Below are 25,403 nucleotides of genomic sequence, written 5' to 3'. Positions count from 1 at the left end.
TCATTATTTTACATATAGTTATATGATTATATTGAAGTTTTAGTTGTGATCTTGGATTTTATCCCGTTTTTTGGCAGAATAACCATATTATTGAGGAAAAACTAAAAAGGAAGCGCATAACGCTTCCTTTGAAAAGTTGTTTTATCAGTTTGTGTTTTTCTTTAGACATGGATCGCTTCATCTGTCAGCCCCGCCAGCCTTCTCGCGATGACCAAGCACAACGCACCTACTTAAGTTGTCTATGAACTCTCAACCCGCTGAAAATAAACCACAGTGCCAATGCATGAAAAGCTATCCCCCAAAAAAAGCCGGCCATTATAAATATTATATATCCCTTTGTATGGTGCAGTCGAATCGGCTGACACCGCTATAGATGCATCCAGTAGTCATCGAACGTCTGCCGCGAGCGGTAACTCGGTCTCTGGCGTAACGTGCCGGGATAAACTGCGCTGAGCGTTTACCCTTGGGAAACTATTTTCCTCTTGACTTGTGCCTTTTAATGGGTGTGCCCTTTGTGGTTAGTAAGGTTTACAATGAATTACTTATTGCTTATGATCGGTAAATCGCCATCCACCTGGAAACAATATTATCCCAACTGAAATTGGTGGTAAGATGCCGGTAGGCTTCATCAGCTAGCTTTGTTCCTAGCCCCTTCTCGCTGAGTATCCTTTGGATGGCCCGGGCCAAAGCCTGCGGGTCCTTCTGCGGCACCAGCAGGCCGGTCTTTTCGTGGATGATGATGTCGGTAATCCCGCCCAGGTCAGAGCCTATGACCGGGACATGATAATTCATGGCCTCTAACAGCGCCACCCCCAGCATCTCGGTGTCGCCCCGCGCGTCTATGATGCCCGGCTGGACATAGACCGCGGCCCGGCGGTAATGGTCTATCAGCTCCTGCTCTGAAATCTTGCCGGCAAAGCGCACCCGGTCCGCCACTCCCAGATGTTTTGTCAGTGATTGAAGCTCTTCCAGCAGTGGGCCGCCTCCCACCACTTCCAGCCTGGCCTGCGGCAGCTGCTGCATGGCCTCTATCAGGTACCGCACCCCTTTGCGTTCCACCATCCGCCCCACCGTCAGGATTACTGGTTCCCCGAATTTTGAATTTTGAATTTTGAATTTTGAATTTGTGGGGAAGCCCACAGTGTACGGTATCACTTCCACCGGAACATCGGAGATGCTCTTGACCTCGGAAGCGGTGAAGGTGGAGATGGCCGCCACCCGGTCGGATATTTTTATGGCCCAGCGCAGGAACCATTTCAGGAAAGGCAGTAAGTTCTTCACCCAGCGCAGCTCGGCGCCGTAGAAGGTGGTCACCAGCCTAGCCCGGCAGGCCTTCTTGGCCGCCCAGCCGAACACGGCGTGCGGCATGGGCCAGTGGACGTGGATCACATCGTACTTGTTCCTGCGGCACAGTTTGAGTGCACCGATCAGACCGCCGATGAGATAGAAACCCGGCAGTATTTTGTACAGCGGCGAACGCGTCATGCGGTCTATGGCCATCTCTTCGTGGGTCAGGTTCTCCCAGGGTGAAAAGAAATACCGAAACCGATGTACCGGAATTCCGAACAATGTTTGATCGCTCAGTCCCTGGTAGGACGAAGTGAACACCTCGACCTCGGCGCCCTGGACTTTGAGCTTCTTAAGCATCTCCACCAGCCAGGGGGTTATTACATCCTGCTCGTGGCGGGGAAAGGCGGTGACTATGTGCAGTACTCGCATAGGGTTTTTGATAAATGTAAAAACTGAACCATGTATGTTTGTGGCACTGATTGACACTTTGCGACAATTAACTGCCAGGCACATAAATAACAATCAGTGTCTATCAATGTCCGTATTACCGGTTTTATCGCTCCATCGTACCGCCACGGACGATGGACCTTTTGCCTAATTTTTTACGCACCGCATCCACCGCCTTTTCCAGTTTCTCGGCCTTTCTGTCATTGGCGCCATCTCCGGTGAACAGCCCCATCTGCTCCGGTTTTTGTTCGAAGTTAGAGACCGACACTCCCAAAAGCCTGACTGCTTGGCCTTTGCGCCAGTTGTCTAAGAAAAGCGCCTTGGCCGCCTTGAAGATCTCTCCTGCCGCCGCCGGCAGCCGGGAATAGGTGCGGCCGTAGGTGTGGGTCTCAAAGTTTGAGTAACGAAGTTTTAAGGTGATGGTCCTTCCTTCAAACTGGCTGTTCCTTAAGCTGCCGGCCGCGTCGTCGCACAGGTAGAGCAGGGTGGAAAGCAATATCTCCTTGTCGGCGGTGTCTTCATCAAAGGTGTTCTCCCGGCTGATGGATTTGGCCTGGCGCTCGTCGCAGACCGGGTCGTCATCCACCCCGTTGGCCCTCTGGTGCAGATATTCTCCCATCACCGCAAACTCTTGGGCCAAAGATCTTTCCGGGATGGCCGCCAGCTGCCCGATGGTCTCCGCCTTGAAGCGCGATCTGATCCTTTGCTCGATCTTGGGGCCAATGCCCCATAGTTTGCGCAGCGGCAGGGGGCTTAGGAATTCAGCTTCGCCGCCGGGTGGCACCACTACCAAGCCGTCCGGTTTTTTGAGGTCGGAGGCGATCTTGGCTATCAGCTTGTTGGAGCCCAGCCCCACCGAGGCGCTTAGGCCGCTCTTCTGCCTGATGGCCTGCTTTATCCTTTTCCCTATTTGTTCCGGGTCGCCGAAGATCCTCCGGCATCCTGTCATATCCAGAAAAGCCTCATCTACCGAGATCTGCTGCAGCTGGGGGGTAAAGCCGTAAAGTATCTCCATGATCTGGTCCGAGACCTCGACATAGCGGCCCATCCGGCCCGGTAGAAATACTCCATTAGGGCAAAGCCTGAAGGCCTGGGAGATGGGCATGGCTGAATGCACCCCAAACTTCCTGGCCGCGTAGGATGAGGCCGAGACCACGCCCCGTCCCTTTCCTCCTTTGGGGTCCGACCCCACAATCACAGGCCTCCCCAAAAGTCCCGGATCGTCCAGGACCTCCACCGCCGCGTAAAAGCAGTCCATATCCACGTGGGCTATCAGGCGTTCCATGAAAATGACCAGGCCCTTATTTCCCAGGTTTAGCAACCGGGGGCTTGACCACGGCCATGCTGTCAAGTTTGAACGGCTGGATGGTCCGCTCCGGCTGGCCGTCGTTGTTCTCGTCCCAATCCAGGGTAAAATCGTCCATGGTGGAGGAAATGCTGATCTCTCCGCTTTGCTCGTCGCCCGCCTCTATGGCATATTGCGCTTCCTTGGCCTGCTGGTGGTTCCAGACCTTGAGTGTCAGGGAAAATTTGCCGGCCGTGGTCTTGCTGATGTTCATCGTTATTTCATCCCCGCCCTTGAAACCGGCTTCCTTCTTCTCGGCTGACGATTTGAACTGTAGATTGGGTATACCCCGGCTTATAAAGAACTCGGCGGCGCTACCAGTCAGGATGATCCTCTGCTTCTGGGCTTCCAGGTTGGCCTTCTCCTGTTCGTGCAACCCCGGCTGGGCCAGAATTGTTTCCAGTATGGGAAGATATTCCTCCTTGGTGGCCGGCCCGGTGTGGCGGTCGCTTTCGTCGTAAAAATCAAGCTGGGCGGCCCCCAGGAATTCCAGGGAAAAACCGAACTGCACGCCCGCAGGAATGGGTATGACCCTGGCGCTGTCGGGCTTTACCGCCACGGCGCTGTCAGCCTTAACACTGATGGGTTTTTGGGCTTTGTTCTTGAATTCATCCGGGGGTTTTGCCTGGCAGCCCCATAAAGAAAGGGCGGCAAAAAGCAAGATGGCAAGCGACTGGTATTTCAGGTTCATGGCCTTTCCTCCATTAGGTTCTTTGGTTTGCTGTCCTTAAGGTGTTTGCAATATTCTCTGAGGCAGCACCGGCTGCAGTCCGGCAGTCGGGGCTGGCAGGTCTGCCTTCCGTGGCTAATCAGGTTCACATGCAAATTGAATACCTGGGCTGGCGGTATGATCACCCCAATCCGTTCCTGGAAACTTTCAGCGCTTTCCTTTGGCCTTGCCCAGCCCAGCCTTTGGCAGACCCGGTAAACGTGGGTATCCACCGGGAACACCGGCATCCCGGCCCCGAACAGCAGGGTGCAGGCGGCCGTCTTAGGCCCCACTCCGTCATAGGACAATAATTTGTGGTAAGCCTGTTCAGGGGATAGTTTCTTAAGATACTCCAATGATACCAGGCCCTGCTCTTCGTTTATCAATTTCAGCAGTTTTGAGATCCGCCGGGATTTTATCCCGGCCAGGCCGCCGGTTCTGATGACTGTTGCAATGGCCTGCGGCCTGGCCGAAACCGCTTCCTTCCAGCCAGGAAAACGCTTTTTTAGAGACAGGTGAGCCCGGTGACTGTTGATGTCGCTGGTGTTCTGGGAAAGGATGGTCTCTATCAGGGCGTCCAGTATCCGGTGATATGTTTTGGGAGCCGGAAGACCGTAGCATTCTATCAGGCGGCGGTGGACCCGGCTGATTTGATCGGTACGCGTTTTATTTTTCAAGCCGGCCCGGCATCAAACGGTTGAACGCTTCCATGGTCTGCCCCACGCTGATCCCGGTCATGCATTTTGGATCAGGACAGTTGGTCTTGTTGCACTCCAGGCAGGACAGGCTTTCATTCCTTAATATTACATGAGGCACTCCCCACGGCCCCTGGCCCAATGGACGGGTGGGCCCGTGAAAATTTATTATGGGAACTTTGAAAGCCGTGGCTATCTGCACCGGGCCGCAATTATTGCCGATCACCAGGTCGCACCCCGCCAGCAGGGCGGCCATCTGTCCCAGGCTGGTTTTGGGAATTATTTGGACTTTGGCTTCTGATCCCTTGGCTATCCTTTGGGCGCTTTCCAGCTCGGATTTCAATCCCCAAAATAGTATGACCCTGATATTTTTCTTAGCGGACAGCTTTTGGGCCAAAACCGAAAAATTCTGCTCCGGCCACCGGCGGCAGGAACAGCCGCTGGTGGCGGCCAACCCCACTATTTTTTCTTCCGCTTTAATGCCCCACTCGCGCCAAAGCCGCTCTTTGAAGGCTGTTTCCTCAGGTCTTAGATTAAAGACCAATTCTTTCGATCTGACGGGGATCCTCAGGGTTTTCAGCGCAAAAAGATGGAACTCTACTTCGTGTCCTTGATTGGCCGCTTTGGCCGAAAGTACTTTGTTGTAAAACAGCCGGCGGTAGCCAAAATCGAACCCTATCCTTGTCCTGGCCCCACTGGCCCGCGACAGAAAAGCGGTGCGGGGCGATCCGAAAAGATCGATGACCAGATCAAACTTCCGACGTCTTAATTCCCTGATGAACATAAATTGATCCCTGCGGCTCCCGGAACTAAAGGGAATGACCTCGTTCAGGTCGGGGTTGTTGGCCAGAACCGGGGCGCAAAAACTCCGGCACAAGAAGGATATTTTAGCCTTAGGGAAACCCTGCCGCAGATTGCTCAGCAGGGGCGTGGTCCAGACCACGTCACCCACTCCCAGCATTTTGATGACTAATATATTATTTGGTTCTTTTCCCATTCTTAACCGTTGCCTTCGCTTTTTTCCAGTTCCCAAAGTTTCAGGTCCTTCACCAGCACATAGCAGGCCGAAAAGACGCTCAGCATCAGGCCTTCTAGTCCATCCAAAAATCCCAGTTTTAACAGATACATCTTAACAAAGGCGGCCGGCGGCGAGAATAAAAGTTGGGCCAGCGAGGGCCGGCGGCCGTGGTTGAACAGTTCCCGGGCCGCGATCCCGGTATAGGAATTGAAGCGGCTGAAATACGATTCTAAAGATGGATAGGTATAATGGAGCAGATGATTTTTGAAATGACCGGCCCGGCCGTTCAGAATTACCTTATCGTGAGGATTCATCCCGCCAAAACGCCCGGATTCTTTTTTAAACAGCCGCAGGTGATAATCGGGATACCATCCTCCGTGTTTCATCCACCGTCCCAGGAACATGGATTGCCGGGGGAAATAAAACCCGGCCCGGCCGTAAAAACCGTTCTGTTTGGCCTGCAGTATTTCGTTTTTGAGCTCCGGAGTAATTTCTTCATCGGCGTCCAGGGACAGGATCCAGTCCCCGGCGGCCTGCCCGATGGCAAAGTTTTTCTGCTGGATGTGCCCCGGCCAGGGGTTGGTGATGACACGGGAAGCATAGGCTTCGGCCAGCCGGACTGTTTGATCGCTGCTTTGGGAATCCACTAGCACTATCTCGTCGGCAAAACTGAGGGATTTCAAACAGCGCTCGATATTAACTTCCTCGTTTTTAGTAATTACCGTGGCCGAGATCTTCATCTCTTTGCTCCTCCTGAAATATTTACCGCCGTCGGCAACAATAATACCAGAGCCAGAAACCTCTACTTTTCTGGCTCTGGTTATCTATAATCATTCAGGGTTTGACTTTCTGCCTGCCAGTTTGCATCCGGCGGCCTGAAGCCTTATACTTCGGCCGGCCTTTTTAGATTTCAGGTCATCTACTATCCACCAGGCCGCCCCCAGCAGGTCCTGGGCCAGGCAGTCAACTTTGATCTTTTTAACCCAGGCCTCCCGGCCGTTTGATTTGCCGCTTAAGACTAGCACTTTTTTAGCCCCCAGGTTGCGGGCGAATTCCATGTCGCTTTGGCTGTCCCCTACCATGTAGGAGCGAGAAAGGTCTATCCCCAGATCTTTTTGCGCCGCCAAGGCCATCCCGATACCGGCAAAAGGCGGACCAGCTTGCGGTGGATTAACTCCAGCGTCTTGAGGGTCAGATACCCCCGGGCCACCCCGGACTGGTTGCTGGCCGCCACCGTCAAGATATTATTCTGGTTCAGCAGCTGGATCCCCGCGGCCGCCCCGGGCAACAGTTTCAGCTGATCGGGCCGGTTGACGTAGTTGGTATCGTAGTTGATGGTCCCGTCCCGGTCTATAAATGCCGCCGGTCTAAAACGATTCAAGGCTGATTTTTTAACGTCGGATAATTTCATCTTTTTAGCTTCACAAAATTTCTCTTTCCCACCTTAAGGATGGCTCCGTCTTTTATTTCCACCTCGGCTTCAACGCTGGTGATTTTTTCTCCGTCCAGATGGACCCCGCCCTGCCCTATCAACCGCCGGGCTTCGGAACTGTTTTTGGCGCAGCCTGATCCTGTCACCAGCTTGACAATCCATATTTTATCGGCTCCGGGATCATATTCCGGCAGGTTTTCCGGGAACCCGCCATTTTTGAACATCCGGTCAAACTCCGCCGAGGCTTTATCCGCCTTTTGGGTCCCGTGATAGATGGCCGTGATATCCCGGGCGATTTGGAACTTGATGTTTCTGGGATTTTCCTGGGCTTCCAGCCGTTCCTTTATTTTATTAAGCTGGCCGTCGTTGTAAAAGGCCGCCAACTGAGCGTACGTTAAAATTGCGGAATCGGGGATGGACATGGTTTTCCCGAACATCTCCTTGGGAGTGTCCTTGATGGCAATGTAGTTTCCTAGCGACTTGCTCATCTTGTTGAAGCCGTCGGTCCCCACCAGGATCGGCATGGTCAAAACCGCCTGGGGCTCCATCCCCAGTTCCTGCATCAGTTCCCGGCCGGCCAGAAAGTTGAACAGTTGGTCGTTACCCCCGGCCTCCACGTCGGCGTGGAGGTGGACCGAGTCGTAGGCCACCATCACCGGGTAAAGGAACTCATGCACCCCGATGGAGGCCTGGCTTTTATGGCGCTTGCTGAAGTCGTCGCGCTCCAGCATCCGGGCCACGGTGAACTTGGAACTGAGTTTGATGACTTCGGCCAGGTTCAGCTTTGACAGCCAGTCGTGATTGAAAACCACCTTGGTCTTGTCCTTGTCCAACAGCAAATACACCTGTTCCATGTAAGTGGCCGCGTTATCCCTGACCTGTTCCCGCGACAACGGCTTGCGGGTCTCGGACAGCCCGGTGGGGTCGCCGATCATGGCGGTAAAGTCGCCGATCACGAAAATCACCTGATGCCCCAGCTCCTGAAATTCCTTCAGTTTTTTAAAGCAGGCCGCGTGCCCCAGGTGCAGGTCCGGAGCCGATGGGTCGGCTCCGTATTTGATAACCAAAGGCCGGGATTCTTTTATGGCCCTCTCCAATTTTGACAGCAGGGCGTCCTCCGGCATCAGATGCAGGGCTCCCCGTTTTATGGTCTGCAGTTGTTCTTTGGCGTTCATTTTATTAATGCTCAATGTTTTAGGACCGGTGGTCCCGGTTTCTGTAGGCATCGGACATTTTATCATACTAAATTTTTGCTTGCAAGCATAAAACATAAAAAGGCGCCGCCTCCTAAGGCGGCGCTTTGAGCCAAAACCTTCCGATGACCGGCATCAGAGTTTAAAGCTGCAGCCCACCCGATGAGTGCTTCCCAATTGGTGGGGTGCGTAGGCCCAATCGAATTTCAACCTCCACACGGTCACACCTCCGCCCCAGACCAGATCCTTTTGATCCCGGCCCAGCCGGGCCGTCAGCAGATTGCGATAGTCAACCTCTAATCCCAGCCGGCCTTTTTGGTAGCTTTGGCTTGCGACTTCGGCAGATAAGATAATCTGACTGCGCCAGGGAAAAATTGGCTGGGCATACGATATTCCGGCCTTATATCCGGCCGGCTTAATATCGTTATGCTGGCTTGAAGTATTCCATGAAATGCTGGTCCCGCCTATATCCTGGGCTGCCAGGCTAATCCCTATGGTCCCCCAGTTTGACCGTTCCACCACGGCCGGCTCCATGCCGACGATCACCTGGTTGGCGGATCTTACGGCCAGCCACTCAGCCAGCCAGAGCTTGGCCTGCAGGCCGAAATCCAGCCCCAGCCCGCTGGCCTGACGGTCATCAAGCTTATTATATATCAGCTTGACGCTTCCGCCGGCCGAAAGTTTTAATGGCTTGCCCCAAGGAGCGACTTCTCTTTGGAAAGCAGCCGAGACGTAGACGGCGTTCTCATTGTCGCCAAAACTGCCTTCAGGCATGGTTCCCACATTGTAGGAAAAACGGGGAATATCGTCCACCCCCAGCCGGATCCAACCCAGTCCCAGGCTAAGTCGTTTGTTCAAAGGCCAGGCCAGGCCAAGAAAATCATGATTGGCCAGCCCGCCAAAGAGCTGGGTGTGGCAGAACATTATTTCCGGACGGATTATTCCTGACAGCCCGGCCGGATTCCAGTAAATGGCGCTGGCATCATTCGCCAAAGGTCCGTATGCCCCTCCCATACCCTGGGCCCGGGCCCCCACACCTAGATTCAAAAACTCCCCGCCGTAACTTTCAGCCCTGACCGAGGCCGCTATTGCCAATCCCAGCATTATGAATAATATCTTTTTCATCTTCTCTCCTTATCGTAAAACGGCCAGTTTTTCGGTCTTTTTCTGGTATCTTCCGTCGGACCAGACTTCTACGGTATAAAAATAAACCCCGTTGGCCACCCTTTGTCCCGAATCATCATCAACATTCCAGTTCAGCCGCTTTTCGCCCGGGACATACCCGCCTTTGAAGGTCTTGATCAGCCTTCCGGCCACGGTATATATTTTAAGCTCATACTGATCGGCATGATCGCCCACAAAAAAGTAAAAAGTGGCATAGTTCCCGTCGACGGGAGTAGGATAACAGGCCAGGTAATAAAGCCCAAACTCGGCAGCCACCGTCAATTGAACCGAGACCGCCGAGCTGTTGCCCAGATTATCGCAGGCCCCGAATTCCAAAGTATGCTGGCCGTCGGTCAGATACGGGGCATAGGCCAGGGGCACGCTGGTATGATCCTGGGGCTGGGTCGGCAAATTATACTCATTGCGGGGGACCAGCGCCACGTCTTTTTTAACCCAGACCGAATCCAGATTGATGCCGTTGGGGTCCTCAATCAATACCGAGTATTGGGGGCGGGATACTTTGACTGTTTGCCCCCAACCCGTGGCCTGCTGTTCCAGTCGGGCGGTGATTAAAGGCGCCGTGGTGTCGGTTCCGATCAGGGGCATGAAAGTGCCCAGCGAATCCGAGAAACCCCATACTTTAACCGTATCAGCTTCTCCGGGAACTTTTTGCCATAAACCCTGGCGGGTATTAAAACGGTAAAGGTTGACCAGGCTCAGATCGCTGATTTCATCCAACTGGGGCCAATCCAGGCTGATCCATAATTTTTTTCCATTGGACAAGCCACGGGTTGAATCGGTAATGGTCATAAAATAAACATCCCGCAGTTGGTCGCCGATCAGCTTAAGGCCCGGCTGGCGGACGGGATTTAAGGGCGAAGTTTGATTGACTGGTTCATACCCCACTACCGCCACGGCACTGTCTAAAAGGCTGGAGTCGGGCAGGAAATACCTGACCGGATATTTGGACAAGGAAACAGTGTCAACGCTTCCCAGCAGGCCCAGCTGGCGGTATACTTTTTCGTCCGGGTACTTTGGCAGATCATAAGAGTTTGAGGCAAAATGGTTATTGCTGGTATCCTGTTCCGGCGGCCAGGATTTGGCATACGGGTCTATGGACAGTTTGATTGTATCTGCCTCTTTTCCCGGATCCAGGGTCCAGGGAACAGCCGCCACCGCCTTAGTTCCCGGTAAAATTGAATCCAGCATCACGGTTACTGAATCCTTCGGAGGAAGTTCGTTGTTATAGCGGTAAAAATGAAGGGGGATACTGTCGGCCCTGGTTTCTCCATTATTATAGATATCAGTAAAAATGGTCAGCCGCCTTTTCCCGCCAAAATATGAGTTATCGTTACTGTTTATCTTTTCCCTCGGGGTCAGGTCGGGGCGGGTCAAAAGATGATGATGTTTCCAACTGCTTACCAACTTGGCTGCGGCTGGCCCGGAAAGGCAGATCCGGTAATTGAGCACAGTGTCGGAAGGCCCGACATTGATGATTTTCGTTCGTAATTTGAACCAACCGGGCGCGGAACTGTCCATCAATGTGCTCTGGAGAAGTCCGGTATCAGACCTGATTGTTGAGGTGCGCCATTCGCACCAGACGCTGTCTATTCCCCACAGGCTGGAAGCTCCGGCAACTATATCAACGCTGTCAACCAGATTGACCGGCCGGGCCGGCGTGGCGGTTATGCCGTAAATAACCGGCCGGTTAATTCCCATCTCCCCGCAGGCAATCCAACTGCTGTCGGCATCTTTGACAAAGGCCTTCATCAGCGCTTTTCCAGTCGACATGGAGTCCGGAACCTTCACCCTGGCTGCAACTTTGCCGACCGTGTCGGAGAACAGCGAAGAATTAACAACCGGATTGCCGACGGAGTCGCACAGCGAGAGCAAAGTGATGCTCCCAGCTTTGAAGCCGCCTCTGATGGTAACCGTCAGGGAATCTCCCGGCAAAAGCGAAGCCGGGATCAGCGTCATTTCAATATTTCGGTGGGAAACAGCCAGGCGCATGCCCGGGTCCCCGAGCAGATTATAGCTGGTTATCATCTCTCCGGCATGTACCGACATACCTGTCTTAGCGGCCAGTTCAAACTTGGAGCTGATCAAAATATCGCCAAATCTTGTAAGATCATAATCATCGACCGCCCCAAAAAATGCCTGTTCTATAACGCTCTCCCAGGATGGCCCTGAACTGGCAAATACCCCTACTGCACCGCTATAGGTCTTTAATAGCATGGCCTGGGACAGGGACACCGTATCAGGAATGTCGAAAGCGCCGCTGTGACAGGTGAATGAACCCACCAACGGCCAGCGGCCCCAGTTATTGAACATAGCCACCTCGTCAAGTCTGAAAAAACTGTCGTGGGACCATACCTGACCGCCACCGTGCCCGTTAAATCCTGCCAGCACAGAACCCTCGTTGAACTGATCTATCAAATCCTGGGTGGTGGCGGGATTGCTGTGGTAGACCTTTGAAACAGTGTATCTGGTATCTAATGAGGCCGCCAGCAGATTGCTTTCCCCGTCGAAATTGTCCCCGGAATTCACATTCCTTCCGGCTATCAGCATAAAATCACGCTGCCACTGATCAAGCAGCGGCTGTTGCTCGTAGGACAATTGTTTGGTTTCCCAGATCTGACAATCGTTAGCGTTATTTACCGGGATCCTGCCCACCGCGATATCCGGCAGCGAGGGAAATTGATCGTCGTCCAATATGTCGGCATAATAATTGTCGTCCGCGGTCGGGCCAAAATCAGAGGTCCGGGTCAAATGCGCCGGAATTTTATCGGAATAAGAATGCCCCGACAGGTTGCGGGGATCCCAGCTTCCTCCTCCCAACAGCAAGACATAGGCCGGCGGAACCTGCCCGGTCATAAAAGCCTGGCGCAAAAATTCCTTGATCGGCCGGTCCTGGGGTATTCCGTAATTAAAAGCATCGTAAATATCCGAAGCCAGAACAACCTTAGACCCGTTAAATTGGGTTCCCCGGATGGCGGCCAACCTTGCGGCCGGCGCCAAAAATTCTTCCGTGGTTATTATCAGATATTGGGCGGACTGGGAGGGATCGGTCAGGGCCTGGGCCGGGATATGATTGGCCACAATGGCCTTGGGTTTCAGCTTGTGCCGGTCATCGTTTTGCACGGCATAATAACCGGTTTGGGAGGAGGCCCGGTCTTCAAAAGTCAGCCGGTAGGTTATTCCGTCAGGATCGCGCTCCACCACGGTTCCGGTAATTTTACTGACCCCCAGCTTATACAGGTCTATGCTCTGATTCTCAAATCCCTTTATTTCATAACGGAACAAGCTGTCCGAGCCCTGGGAAGGAGCCTTGAAAGCCACGCTTCCGCCGTTGGCAACATAGCGCCGGGAATATTCCACCTCCATCCAGTTGAAGAAATAAGTGTCGCTGGTGCCCAGCGGACCGTGTTTAAGCACCAGCCGGTTTTGGCCCTCAACCAACCTATCTGGATCTAACTTCGTTTCAAATATATGCGGAGTCTGGCCGTCCCAGCGCACGTAATTATCTAATGATTTGCCGTTCAAAGTGATTATAGCCCAATGATCGTTTCCAGGAAAAGAGTCTTCGTCAAGTTCTGTGTAGCCGTGCAGGCCTATGGTTAGATTGACGCTGTCAATGGCTCCGCTATCAAGGCCGGGCAGAGAAAAACTTAGAACCATGCTGTCGCTTTTATCTATCCGCTGCCAGAACCAGCGATCGGTTTGATCGCTGGAAGGACTGTTCAGCCGGTAAAAAAGGCTGTCCTTTTCCAAATGCATTTTATACCGGCAGGAGCCTGGCAGGACATAGTTTTGATTTAACGGGCTTCCATCCTCCTCGATCATCCTGGCCCCAAAACTGCCGCCGGCCCCCAGCCAGTAAACGTTATCCCGGGAATAAGGGTGATAATAACTGCTGTCGCCTTTCAGGCGCTGTCCGTAGAATTCAAAATAATCGTCCTGGTCAAATACGCCGTCAGCCTGGCCTTTGAAATAAATCGGGACTTCCCGGCCCTGGTTGAACAATTTATAACTGCGGGGATCGAACCAGCCGGGATTGAGTCCGGCCTGCAACAAATCATAATAGCCGATTTTATAAATGCCTTCTTCCTCTATCAATATTTTATAGGGCAGGGTATCGGCCCAGACGCTTGACTTTGTTTTTTTGCCGGAAGCGGGACGGGAGGCCCAGCCGGCCATCTGAGTTGGATTGGCGGCGCTCTTGGCGGCGATCATCCCGATCCCGGCGGTCAGCTGATCGGCTTTCCCCGGTGCCAGCGGCTGGTCGCCCAAGCCGGACGGTTTGAATCGAACCCGGACCTTGATGCTTTTTACATAGGATAAATTACCGCCGGCCGGATAAAACCGCACCGGGTTAAAGGAAATGAAAGCCATCTTGTGGAGGCCGGCCCTGACCGGCCGGGAAAGGCTGACCAGGTTTGCCGGATAAACCTGGCCTCCCCGGTAAACAACCGGATCGGGAACGGTTTCCTTGTCCAGCAGTATTTCGGGAGCCGGAGCCGGTATTTTTTTATAGTTCACGGTCTCGGCCGGCTCGGCTGATACTATCTCTGGAATGGCGTTGGGCGGCACCAGTATCATGGCGCCAATTACCGGCAAGGCCGGACGGCCGGGTTCGGTCAGGCCAGGACAGCCGGCGGCCGTGACCCTGAAGTATTCCGTCCCCTTTATTAGAACCTTTTCAAATTGGGGCTGGGGACAGGAAAGCTCCAATACTATCCCTTGGTCGGTGGATTCCGACACCTTGACTCCGGCCCAGACTGTATTCGGGGCCGTAACCAGCGCCCAAAAAAGCGGTATGATGATTTTATATCTCATCTTCACCTCACCACCATTATTTTCCCGGTAGCTGAGCTTCCCGAACATTCCGCCCGGGTAAGATACAGTCCGTTGCTGACCCTGGCGCCGTTCCCGTCTTTAGCGTCCCAATCAAATTCATGCAACCCGCCGGCCAAGTGACCCTGATACAATTCCTTCACCAATTGTCCGGCAATATTATAGACCCTGACCCTGGCCCAGCCGCTTTGAATAATCATCATTGCAATTTTAGTCCGGTCGCGCATGGGGTTGGGCATGGCCGGAAGCATGGCCAAGCCTGCTGATCCAGGAATGGCCGCCTGATTTCCTGACAATGATTTTTTAGAGTAGACGCCCGACATGTAAAATATATCCGGGGCCTGGTAGGAAACGCCGAAATCCGACCAGACCAGATGCAGATTGCCCAGATAATCTACCGCGGCCGAAGGACACATCGAGGCCGAGCCGTCAAAGTTGGTAAGGGTGGTTTCGGGCTGCCAGACATTGTTAACCGACTGACGGCGATATATCTCATAACTGCCGTCGCGGTCATCCGACCAAAAAAGATTTACCGTGCTGTCGCCCTGACACAGTAAAAACGGCTGGCGGGAATAATAGGGATCTTTTGTCAGCCTGATGACATTACCCCAGCTTTGGGTCTGGCTGGTGAACTTACGGTAATATATCTCGTAATTGCCGTCTCTCAGATCTTCCCAGGCTGCATGCAGGTTGCCGGCCTGGTCCCCGGCCAGGCACGGGGCAAAGGCTCCGTAAGAACTCTGGCTGATGGCGCTGTCTGTTCCCCAGCTGGATCCTGAATATTTCTTAAAATATATCTGGTGGACGCCGTCCCGGAAATCCTGCCAGGCTACAGCCGGCTCGCTGCCGGACAGGGCGATGCTGGGAAACCCGGCATAAACCCCCTGGGGGCTGAGGCACAGATCATTGCCCCAGCTGCCGCCGCCGGTCGAAGATTTGTAAAATATTTTATAAGTTCCCTGCCGGTTGTCCTGCCAGGCTATGTGGATCAGGTTATCCGTACCGCAGGCGATCACCGGCCGCCAGGAATATCCCTGGGAGCTGTTGGAAGTAACCCTGGTTATTCCGCTCCAGGAACCGTTACTGCTCAACTTTCGGTAGGCGATATCGTAACTGGAGATTTGACCAAAGTCGTTAGACTCCCAAACTACATGCAGATTACCGGCAACATCCAGCGCGCACGAGGGATACCAGCTGTGCCTCCGCCAGTTTAAGGTGTCGTTTACTAGTATATTGACCGGGCCCCAGGCGGTTCCATCAAACTTTTTATAATATATTTGATGTCCCATATTTACCGGTCCCCAGGTTGAATTGTACCAGACCAGATAAATTGTATCTCCCCGAACCGCCAGGCTGTGGGCTTGGTTTGAGGCGGTCCAGGAGGATCCGGGATCCCCGGGCATAAGATTGATGGCGGGCGACCATTGCTGGGCCCAAGCGTGCCCGGCCAAAGCCAGGGCTAAAATAATAAATTTACGCATGACAAAACCTCCTTAAATAAAAAACTGGCATCATTTTTAAAAATGATGCCAGCCAGGTTGGCTCTGGTCCGAAGGGTAAACGACCGGCATCATTGCTATAAAACAGCCCCGCCCTTGGCGGCTTAGTTTTAGTTTCCGAACTGTTTTACTTACATGTACCGGGCGCTAATTTCGTCTCCTCTTATTTACCGTATCTTAACATACAAACCGGCATTTGTCAAGAGATAAAGCAACAAATAATTAAGAAATTCGGCACGGCCAAAACAAAAGGTTCTGGCCGTGCCATTTCAGTTTAAGCTGCGACTACCTTATCACCACTAGTTTTTTAACCGCATTTTCGGAGCCGGTGGTCAGGCGATACAGGTAAATGCCGCTGGCTACCTTGCGGCCCCCGTTATCCCGTCCGTTCCAGGTCACCGAATGCCATCCCGCATTCTGACTGCCGTTGACCAGGGTTTTTACCTTTTGACCCAGCACGTTGTAAACCGATAAATTCACCAATGCCTTGGCCGGAATTTGATAGCCAATAACGGCCTGGTTCCGTACTGGATTTGGGTAGGCAGGATATAACGCAAAGATTAAAGCGGAAAGTTCGGTAGGCCTATTACCTGCCACGCCGACAAAATCTAAAACGGTATTCTGCCCCCAAAGCACATTCACATTGTTAATCGTACTATCAACATCGCCGGTCTTATAAAAGCGGACATTATAAAGCCCCGGTTCAAGGTTTGAGAGAACATAAAAACCGTTGTTATCGGTATAATCGCTGCCGGCAGTCTTTCCTCCTTGGACGCATTCCACCAACGCCCCGGCGATGGCGGCGCCTGAAATTTTGACTGTTGCTGTTCCGGAAATAGAGCCATATCTATAGCCCTTTCTTACCGTCCCCACTATGGTTACATCATCGGATTTTCCCCCCATGACATAAATGCCATTGCCTTCAATTGCCCTTGCTCCAAAATATGCTTTGGGACTGGGCAGGGGAGTTTCAGTCCGCCAAGTGTTGCTGTAAGGGTTATAGGTAACGGCGGAGTTATAATAGCCGGAAAGGTCTCGCCCTCCCAAACAATAGATGCTATCGTAAATCACATCGCTGGCTAAAAATGCCATGGGAGGCGTCGGCGGCGCCATTCGGGCAACCCAAGTATTGGCAGCCTGGTTATATTTCTGATGCGTCTGCATATAAGTTCCGTCAACCTTTTTACCATCAACAACGTGGAGCCTGATAATTCCGGCGCTATCGGGAGTAGCGCAGGTTAAGCCGGAACGGCCAGAATTCGGTCCTCCTAAAAGCGATTTCTTCGTCGTCCAGGAATTGCTTATCGGGTCATAAGCTTCTACGGTATCCAGGCCGGCGATGCTATTATTCTCCCCGCCCACGGCATAGATGGTGTCGTTGAGAACTCCAATCCCCAAATATGCCCGGGGCGTAGGCATGGGCGCAAATCCGGCAAGCCAAGTATTGGTTTTAGGTTTGTAAGCCTCAACTGTGCTTAAAGCGTTTTCCAAGGCATCATATCCGCCGATGGCATAGATAATAGAATCGCCTAAAGAGACACAGGCCAAACCATAGCGGGGTGCGGGCATGGAAGCCTTGGTTGACCAGGGCAGGCCGTTTACCGTATCGGCAAGCGGATCATATTCTTCAACTGTGACTAATACCGCCTCATTCTCGCCCATTCCTCCAATGACGTAAATCTTTCCCCCAACCGCTGCCGAACCCAGCCCATAACGTTTGGTTGACAGCGATGTTTTATCCGCCCAGCGCATCGAGCCGTCGGCTGAAGCTTGATGCAAAGAAAAATCAATCCGGGATATCGAATCGACTTTTGCGATTACGGCCATCGCCGAGTCGGAACCAAATCCCCAGGCCGAAACAATCACTTTATAGGTGTCCGCCGCCATTCCTTTGACGTCATAAAAACCCTCGAAATTGGCCAGGGTATTGTAGGAATTATTTCCGCTGGCCGTCACCGAAGCCCCGGCCACCGGCGTTAGACCATCGGTGCCGGTTATCTTTCCGGTGATGTTGGCATACAAATACTGCATTTGAACATTTACCACGGTCACCGAGTCGTTGGCCGTTACTACGCCCGGGACTATCTTCCCCTGATAGTCCGACAAAGAGGCCACGATCGAATCGCCCACGGCCGGATTTACAGATTGAAATATATATCCGCCTTCATTATCGCTGTAAGCGCTTTGATATTGGGAGCCTTTTAATTCGAGGTAAACGCCGGCCAAGGGGGTAACGCCATCGGTTCTGGTAACCTTGCCCTTAATCGTGGCATATTGATACCTTAAGGCCAGATCAAATCCCAGGCTGTCCTTCGAGCCGATTACCGAAATGGGGCCGGTAATGTTGCTGTCCGCATAAGCGGCGCGCGCTGCCCTCAGAGAATCATAGCTGCCCGCCTCCAGGCTGTTTAAAGCATATCCGCCGTCAACCGCGCTCCAGGCGCTGTCTTTTGCCAGGCCCGCTTGAAAAATTTTGACCAAAGCATTTTCAATGCCGGTAACGTCGTCGGTCCTTTTTATTCTTCCCGATATTGAGCCATAGGTGGAGGCGGGAACATAGCCCGGATGATCCCACATATACTGGGCCAGATCGGAATTTTTCCGAAGCTCGGCTAATGTCTGGCCGGCTACAGTAGCGTAGACCGCTTTTATAGAATCATTGGGAGCCAAGGCAAAGGGACCGGCGTTAAGAAGCATCTTATAGTCGGCGATAGCATAGGTGCGATAACAAACCCACACCGGGTCTAAAGTTGGAAGGGCTGTCCCCAGAGTAATCGCGCCGGTGGCTTTGTCAAAACTGCCGCCGGTATAATAATTTGTTCCGGTATGAAGGCTGTCTGTTTGAAGATATACGCCTTCCACCTCGTCGAAATTGGTGGTCATCCCTACTGTTACATGGGTATTGTCGCTGGGGGAATCCGACTCGTTCCAATACCGATTCCAGAATGAAACCGTAACATTATTATCCTTATAAAACCACCAGGCAATCGGATAATCCGTAAGTATAGCGAGTTCAATGGGCGTTCCCAAATAAATCCAGCCGTCGGATGTAAAACTCCCTCCGGTATAATAATTTGTGCCGGTATGAGAGGCGTCATTTGCCAGCCAAACCCCGGCCACTGAATCAAGCGGGACGCTGGAAACATGAACCGCGGTAACGGTATCTCCTGCGCCATTGGTCTGAATATCGTCCGTGGATTGATTATACGCTTCCTTTATCACATCCGGAGCCGGTTTTCCCAAAGTAATCCAGCCGGCCCGATTAAAACTGCCTCCGGTAAAATAGTTCGTGCCCCCGTGCAAGATGTCGTTTATTCGATAAACCCCCTCAATATTTTTAATAAGGTAGGCGGGTATTTTGAGGTGAATCGAATCCGTGGTCATTCTAAAATCGTTTATCACCCGCTTGGCGTCGGCATCGGTAACGTTGGCGGATAAATACCGATAGCGATTATAGAGATCCAGCGCATTGGCATCGCTGGCGGGATCCGCCGTGATTTTCCAACTTCTGGCCGATGAGACGCCGATGGCGCTGCCATTGGGTTTGCGGGCTTCCAAAAGGCGCATTCCCAAATACCCCACCGGAAAGCCAACCACGCTTTGGGCCCAGGCAGAGTCACCGGTCATCCACACTAAGTTGCGGGGCTGGCCGGTGCTGTCGTCGGGAGAAACATCAAAGTCGGTGTAATTTGTGGTCTTAGAATCAGCAGCTGGGGTCGTAACCACATCCCCGTCATAATAAAAGCCGGCATAGACGCCGGATAAATAATTGCTGCCGTTATTTTTTACCTGATACTCGGTGATGTAAAAATTGTCCACCGGCGAAAAACTCCACTGATAACCGCGCATCGTCACTTGCGCATTGAGAATCGCGCCCTGATTGTAAAGCGGATTAGCGTCGTCAAACCTGGCCCATAACTCTTGAGTCGCCCGGCTGCCGGGACGGATAGAAACCATGGTTGAACAATCTGCCGTAGGAAAAAATTCTCCCGGACAACCGGTGGAAACGGAATAAGTGTCCCCGCCATTTTTGCTGGCGCCGATCCACAATCCGCCTCGGCTGAAATACGAGTTTTTGGCGTTGCTGGGCCACCAACCGGAAGGAAGGGCGTTGGTGGAATCCCCGATAAAACCGTTATTGTAAAACAAAGATGAAATATTTCCGGCATTAAAGGAATTGTAGCCCAACCGTTGTCCGGCCAAAGGAACGGCTGAAATAAGGAATGTTAAGACGAGTGTTCCCGTTATAGCTGCCCGCATTCTTTGATGTTTCATGGTAATCCCTCCTTAAATGTTGACGTTAATGTTGACGTTGAACGATAGAGAGAAACTGCCGCGTAGTGGAACTGGCACATAATGTTGAAAGCATCCCTGAGTTTACTTTTGTCATTTTGGGGTGTTGTAACTTATTGGATTTCCAATGCTCGATTTTTTGAAATAAGACTTTTTACAGTGAACTCATCACTAATGCTCTAAATACCACAAAATTAGCGGGTGCAGTTAAGCGGTCAGCTTCATTGACTTATTAGATGTTTTTAATTTCTTTAATCCTTTTGCTATTGAAGATGCAATATTCGGACTTTTGGGATTAACAATTAGTTTTTTCTGCGTCGGAGAAATTAAAACATCCATATCTTCCATTGGAACTGCGCCAAGTAAAATTTCGTCTCCCAATATAAGCGCTCCGGTAAAACAACCTCTATTCTCAAATTTTACTTCAATAGGACCAACATAGGAGCATAAATGTTCCTTCCCATCCGCAGTAGTAACATCTCTTTTACATAATTCTTTCAAATTCAATTGAATAGCAACTTTCTCTGGAATGCAAAGATGCAATGCTCCTGAATCTACTAACGCTTCAACCTCCATTTCTTTAATTTCATCTTCTTTCGGATTTCTTAAAATAATTGTAGCATTCACTAAACCCATGATATGTCTCCTCGTATATTTGTTTTTGCATATAATTATGGCTCCTCAGTAGTTTAACAGTTCCAAAATTATTTGTCAAGAAAAAAATCAAAAAAATATATAAAATTCATAGCCGTCATTGAAGTTGCCGTCATGCCGAAGGCGCCGGGCGCGCCACCGCTTTCGCTTCACAAGAGCAGCGTCTTCCCCGCCTGCCGGCGGGCAGGAAGCGCCGAGAAGCTACACTACAGCGCAGGCACTCCCCTTTCGCCTTCAGAAATTCCTATCTCCGGATAGCGCCAGCCCAAGGGTTACATTCGTTCCGCTGGCCGGAACCCGCGAGCCGTGCTCCCAGTAATTGCGGTTGGCGATATTCTCGATTCCCAGGGTGGCCTCGAGAAATCTTGTAACTTTGGAGCCGAAACGGAAGTTGAGAATCGCGTAACCGGGTGTCACATAGCGTCCCGGCGCGGGCTGCATATCCAGGTCCGAACGGTCTCCCGGGGCATAGCGGGACTGTTCCCCTGCCAGGCGCGCGGTGGCTTCGGCCCAAAGCCGTCCATCTGGCTTGGCGATCTGACAGGCAACATATCCCGAAAGCGGCGGGATGCGCCGCAAGGGGACGCCGGCGGTCAGATCCTGACCATAGGCGCTGGAAAGCCCGCCGCGAAAATTAACTTCGTTGGTCAGCAAAACTTCAACCTCGGCCTCCAGGCCATCAATTCTCGCCCGGATTACATTCTCCCGGCGCTGAACCCTGCGGCCGGAGTAGAGCGTATCTCCGTTGTAACTTGCAGGCCGGCGGTCAATCAGGTCCCGCAAGCCGGCATGGTAGAAGGTCAGGCTTAAAGCGAGCGCCGGGCCGTCCCAGCGCAGGCCATAGTCCACGGTGGCGCTCTTCTCCGGCTTGAGGCCGGGATTGGGCACTTCAAACCAAGTTCTCTCCACCGGGCCGAAACGGAGGACATCATCCACATTGGGCGCCCTAAAAGCGGTGGCGATATTGGCCGCCAGGGCCAGCGGGCCTTTGATTTCCCAGCGCATTCCGCCGCCGCCCGTAAGCGCGGAGTTTTTTTGGACTATCCCAAACGGCACCGCCAAAGAGTCCGGGGAAGAACTAAGTTTGAACCTGTCGTAGCGAATTCCGGAAAAAAGAGCAAGTTTGGAAAAGGGTTGCGCCCGGGATAGGAAAAAGCCTCCCCTGTTTTCCAAAACGGCATTACTATAGTCTCCGCGCGCACTCCGCCGGTTCACGGCGCCGGCGGTCAGAACCGTGCTGTCCCGAAAACCGGAACTGGTAACTTTATCCCGGTAGGACTCCACCCCCAATGTGAACTCCACGCTTTTCCAGGGTTTGGTTTGTGTCCGAAAGGAAGCGCCGGGGGTTCCAACCTCATTGGCTGAACCGTAAATAAGACTATAATCCGGGTCGGATTTCTTCCGGGTCCATTTCTCCTTTTGAACCTGCCAAGAAGCCCGGGCCTCAAGTTGAGCCAGGAAAGAAAGGGGATTTTCCCAGGTCCACTTGACATAAGCCAGCGTCCGGTCCTGATAGGGATCCAGACGGTCCGGAGTGTGGTAAAACTCCACATTGCGCTGGCGGACATCCTGCAAAGCCGCGACCAGCCGATGCTTCATTAAAGGAATCAGCGCCAGCTTGGCGTCAAAGGTTTTCTCCCGCCACGAGGAGGGAGAGACCTGGGAGCTGGAATCCCTTCTCTGGAATCCGCGGCCGGCCGTAAAGTCGCCCACCTCCTTATGGGTTCCGCCAAAAGCCAGAGCGATTTTGGAGCCGGCCACGGAAACCTCGCCGCCAAAAAGGCTTCCCCTATCCGTGGAGCTCCATCGCCCTTCCGCTCGGCCGCCAAGGCATAACCCCGAGGAACTGAACCGGGGCTCTTTGGTAAGGGCATTGACCACTCCGCCCATGGCGTCCGAACCGTAGTATGCCGAGCCTGGGCCCCGCACCACCTCAATGCGTTTGAGCCCGGCGGCTCCTATGGTATTCAGATACTGGTTTGGCCCGTAACGGTATATGGCATTATTCAACCGAATCCCATCCACCAGAAGGAGGATCTGATTTCCCATCATTCCTCTGATGACCGGCGACCCGCCATTGTGGTTGGTCTTCTGGACGGTAATTCCCGTTTCCTCCCGCAAGACTTCGGCCGTGGCGCGGGGCTGGCGCCGGGCAAGCTCAGGGGCCGTAACTACCGTTACCGCGGCCGGGGCCTTGGCGATTTCTTCAGGCGTGCGGCTGGCCGTAACCACTATCCCCCGCATTCGGAATATCGGCGTCCTGGTTGTGTCCGGCACCTCGGCCCCGGCTGAGATTGCGAGACCGGCCGAAACCGCGGCCAACATCATTGCCTGAGGGATGAATCTTTTCATTTCATTATTTTTTATTTGGCCCTCTCCATTCAAAAAGTTATACTAAAAATCCTTAGCCCCGCCCTTAAGGGCGGGGCTAAGGACTAAGCACTTAGGTTTCCGCTGAAACTATTTCAGCAAGGTAACCTTTTTGGCCGTCTGGTATTGCCGGCCGCTTATGGTATTAGCGCTTAACCGGTAGATATAGACGCCGTTGGACAATATCTTACCGTTGTCGTCTTTGCCGTTCCAAACGACCGTGTAATAATCGGCATCCTTTAAGCCTTCTTCAAAGGTGCGGACCACTTGCCCGGCGATGTTGTAGATCTTAAGCGAAACCTGGGCCTTCTCCGGCAACTGGTAGCCGATGTCCACCATGCCGCCGAAGGGATTGGGCCTGGCCTCCTGCAGGGCAAAAAACTTCGGAGCCGCAATTCCGCCGGCCGTAGCGTGGATGGGGCCGTATACCACCCGCGATTGCGGTTCGTCCTTGCTGATGTTCACTAACTTGTAATAGTATCCCTGGTTAGGCAGGGCCGTTAGGTCGGTATAGGTGTATTCTGTAACCTGGTTGGAGTTTCCGGCCGCCGGCATTTCGGCGATCTTCTGGTAATCCCCGTCTGCCGTCAGGCTGCGTTCTACCTGCCAGCTTAAGGAATTGATTTCGGAAGCCGTGGTCCAGGTTAATACCACCCCGGGTTGAGCCGTTTGGGCGGTAAACAAGGTTAAAGTTACCGCTAATGGCTGGGCATTGGGAATTTTACCGCCGGCAATCACCACATCATTGCTATCCAATCCGCCCCAGTTATTGGCCGACTTTCCCCCCTTGGCCGCCGAAGCGTCCTGGGCCCTGAAGTAAATCCTGTAAGATAAGGACCAGCTGCCGGTTTCGGTGGCAATGGAGTCGAAAGCTTGCTCTATGATGGCGTTAAAGGTTCCATCGGTCGCCTTCATATTCTGCACCACCGGAGCAGTCACGGTGCTGCCGGTAAGAGAACACTTGACTGCCTGAATGTTGGACAGGCCGAATAAGGAATCGCTGGCAGTGCAGTCAATCCTGAACTTGGCGCCTCCCGGAACCGGATTTTTGTCCGTCTTCATTGAATGCCGGACCATCACCGGCCCCTTGGTATCGTTGCCCGAACGGTTGATGGTAAAAGCGCCGGTGGCCGTCTCGCCGGTAAGCTTTGGCGTTCCGTTATCCCGGACCACCACTTTTATCTTATACTTGGCGCCGTTCAAACGGGCGGTGATATCCCAAGCGTAGGGCGAGGTCAGGACGCCCTTGGTAATCAAGTACCAGGCGTCGCCGTTATTGTCGCTGTAATAAATGAAGGTGGAGTCCTGGGCCAGGCTGCCGCCATAGGTTACGCTCCAGGTTATGGAAATCGGGCTGCTGGTATAGGTGTTACCTCCGGCCGGCACGGAAATAGAGATCACCGGCTTAACCTCGGTGCGGCCCAAAAGCCACAGCACGGCTTTGTTCATAAAGGTATCCCGATCCGCGCTCTGCCAGGGGCCGGTAGAGGAAGTGTCGTTCATGTTGGCAAACTCGGCCGTAGACAGGAACAATCGGTCGCCGCCGCTGGTCCAGCGGATGCCGCAGGTGTCCCTCTTGGAACTGGAGGAATCCTGGCACATAAAGCCTACTCCGTTGGTATTGGCCTTGATGAAGTCGCCCCATTCCTTATTCCCCCCGTTGCCGCCCATGCCGTCGTTGCAATAGATATACATGCTGTCCTTGGTTCCGGACCACTTGTCGGAGATGGGGTCAGAGGCATAGCCCCGGTAATATTTACGGGCTATGCTGACCGGATCGCTGCGGTAGATCGTGTGCAGGACGTTTTCTAGATATGTTTTGAATGCCGCGCCATAGTAGTCGCCAGAACCATAATACCAGGGCGTGTCCTGGGTAAACATCCCCAACAGGGCCTTCGGGCCGTTCATATAATTCTTCACCGTAGCGGTATCCTCCGGATCCAGATACCAGCCGGCGCTCCAGATCACGCATTTGAATTTGTTCATATAGGCGGTATCGGGCTGGCCGCCGGCAGATCTTCCGGAAAGCCAGGAGTCATATCCCCAACTAAACTTGGCCAGCGCATTCTGATAAGCCGGTCTGACGTCAACGGGATAGCCGGAGCCGTCCACATAAAGCACGTCCCAGTTGTTGGTAGTGGTAAAGGTATAATGCCGGCCGCCGTTGTTATCCCGGACTATATTGCCCGCATGGTCCTTGGATTCCACGTCGTAATAATAGAGGCGGTTGGGCGTCAGGCCCTTCAGGGTTATGACGTGGCTCTTCACTTCGCCGGCGGGAATATCCTGATCCGCATCCGTAGTCTTCTTTCCGACCGAGGTGAGGGTGTCATAATAGACAGTGCTGGTAGCCGCCTCCGAAGTGGTCCATTTGATGTCCGCGGCAGCGTTGAAGACATTCTCGGCCCTGACATTGGTAATGACGAAGTTAATCAGATCC

At 52.9% G+C, this 25,403-nt stretch carries 16 protein-coding genes; all 16 read right to left on the bottom strand.

All coding sequences use genetic code 11. From position 1 onward, the window contains the following. Window positions 1-549: 549 nt before the first annotated feature. On the bottom strand, window positions 550-1,719 hold the full coding sequence (locus HY768_08425) for a glycosyltransferase family 4 protein (GenBank protein MBI4727228.1): 1,170 nt from the start codon (window positions 1,717-1,719) through the stop codon (window positions 550-552). Window positions 1,720-1,843: 124 nt separating this feature from the next. Next, complete coding sequence (gene dinB, locus HY768_08420) at window positions 1,844-3,022, bottom strand: DNA polymerase IV (protein MBI4727227.1); 1,179 nt, start codon at window positions 3,020-3,022, stop codon at window positions 1,844-1,846. A gap of 16 nt (window positions 3,023-3,038) precedes the next feature. Further along, the gene (locus HY768_08415) at window positions 3,039-3,773 is read right to left on the bottom strand and encodes a hypothetical protein (GenBank protein MBI4727226.1); all 735 of its coding nucleotides are present in this window, start codon (window positions 3,771-3,773) and stop codon (window positions 3,039-3,041) included. Further along, window positions 3,770-4,468, bottom strand: a complete 699-nt coding sequence (locus tag HY768_08410; GenBank protein ID MBI4727225.1) for an endonuclease III — start codon at window positions 4,466-4,468, stop codon at window positions 3,770-3,772. Before HY768_08410 ends, HY768_08415 begins: the two co-directional genes overlap by 4 nt. Then, window positions 4,458-5,483, bottom strand: coding sequence for a glycosyltransferase family 9 protein (locus HY768_08405; protein MBI4727224.1), 1,026 nt, complete (start codon window positions 5,481-5,483; stop codon window positions 4,458-4,460). Before HY768_08405 ends, HY768_08410 begins: the two co-directional genes overlap by 11 nt. 2 nt (window positions 5,484-5,485) lie before the next feature. Next, complete coding sequence (locus tag HY768_08400; GenBank protein MBI4727223.1) at window positions 5,486-6,244, bottom strand: glycosyltransferase family 2 protein; 759 nt, start codon at window positions 6,242-6,244, stop codon at window positions 5,486-5,488. A gap of 90 nt (window positions 6,245-6,334) precedes the next feature. Further along, window positions 6,335-6,631 (bottom strand): HAD hydrolase-like protein, encoded by a 297-nt coding sequence (locus HY768_08395; GenBank protein ID MBI4727222.1) that lies wholly within the window; start codon window positions 6,629-6,631, stop codon window positions 6,335-6,337. Beyond that, complete coding sequence (locus HY768_08390; GenBank protein MBI4727221.1) at window positions 6,604-6,915, bottom strand: HAD-IIIA family hydrolase; 312 nt, start codon at window positions 6,913-6,915, stop codon at window positions 6,604-6,606. Before HY768_08390 ends, HY768_08395 begins: the two co-directional genes overlap by 28 nt. Then, window positions 6,912-8,111, bottom strand: coding sequence for a tyrosine--tRNA ligase (locus HY768_08385; GenBank protein ID MBI4727220.1), 1,200 nt, complete (start codon window positions 8,109-8,111; stop codon window positions 6,912-6,914). Before HY768_08385 ends, HY768_08390 begins: the two co-directional genes overlap by 4 nt. A gap of 153 nt (window positions 8,112-8,264) precedes the next feature. Next, complete coding sequence (locus tag HY768_08380) at window positions 8,265-9,254, bottom strand: hypothetical protein (GenBank protein ID MBI4727219.1); 990 nt, start codon at window positions 9,252-9,254, stop codon at window positions 8,265-8,267. 9 nt (window positions 9,255-9,263) lie between these two features. After that, a complete protein-coding gene (locus tag HY768_08375; GenBank protein MBI4727218.1) occupies window positions 9,264-14,129 on the bottom strand; it encodes a hypothetical protein in 4,866 nt (1,621 codons plus the stop codon). 2 nt (window positions 14,130-14,131) lie between these two features. Beyond that, window positions 14,132-15,628 carry a hypothetical protein gene (locus tag HY768_08370; protein ID MBI4727217.1) on the bottom strand — a complete coding sequence of 499 codons (1,497 nt, stop codon included), beginning with the start codon at window positions 15,626-15,628 and terminating at the stop codon, window positions 14,132-14,134. Window positions 15,629-15,931: 303 nt separating this feature from the next. Then, window positions 15,932-19,921 (bottom strand): carboxypeptidase regulatory-like domain-containing protein, encoded by a 3,990-nt coding sequence (locus HY768_08365; protein ID MBI4727216.1) that lies wholly within the window; start codon window positions 19,919-19,921, stop codon window positions 15,932-15,934. A 225-nt stretch (window positions 19,922-20,146) separates the two neighbouring features. After that, a complete protein-coding gene (locus tag HY768_08360; protein ID MBI4727215.1) occupies window positions 20,147-20,575 on the bottom strand; it encodes a clan AA aspartic protease in 429 nt (142 codons plus the stop codon). A gap of 252 nt (window positions 20,576-20,827) precedes the next feature. Then, window positions 20,828-22,945, bottom strand: a complete 2,118-nt coding sequence (locus HY768_08355) for a TonB-dependent receptor (protein MBI4727214.1) — start codon at window positions 22,943-22,945, stop codon at window positions 20,828-20,830. 108 nt (window positions 22,946-23,053) lie between these two features. Then, on the bottom strand, window positions 23,054-25,403 hold a 2,350-nt coding region (locus HY768_08350; GenBank protein MBI4727213.1), incomplete at its 5' end, for a T9SS type A sorting domain-containing protein.

It is taken from the genome of candidate division TA06 bacterium, assembly GCA_016208585.1.
GTDB lineage: Bacteria > Edwardsbacteria > AC1 > AC1 > EtOH8 > UBA5202.
The sequence above is the reverse complement of the archived record's forward strand: the minus strand, read 5'-3'. Positions and strand labels throughout refer to the sequence as shown.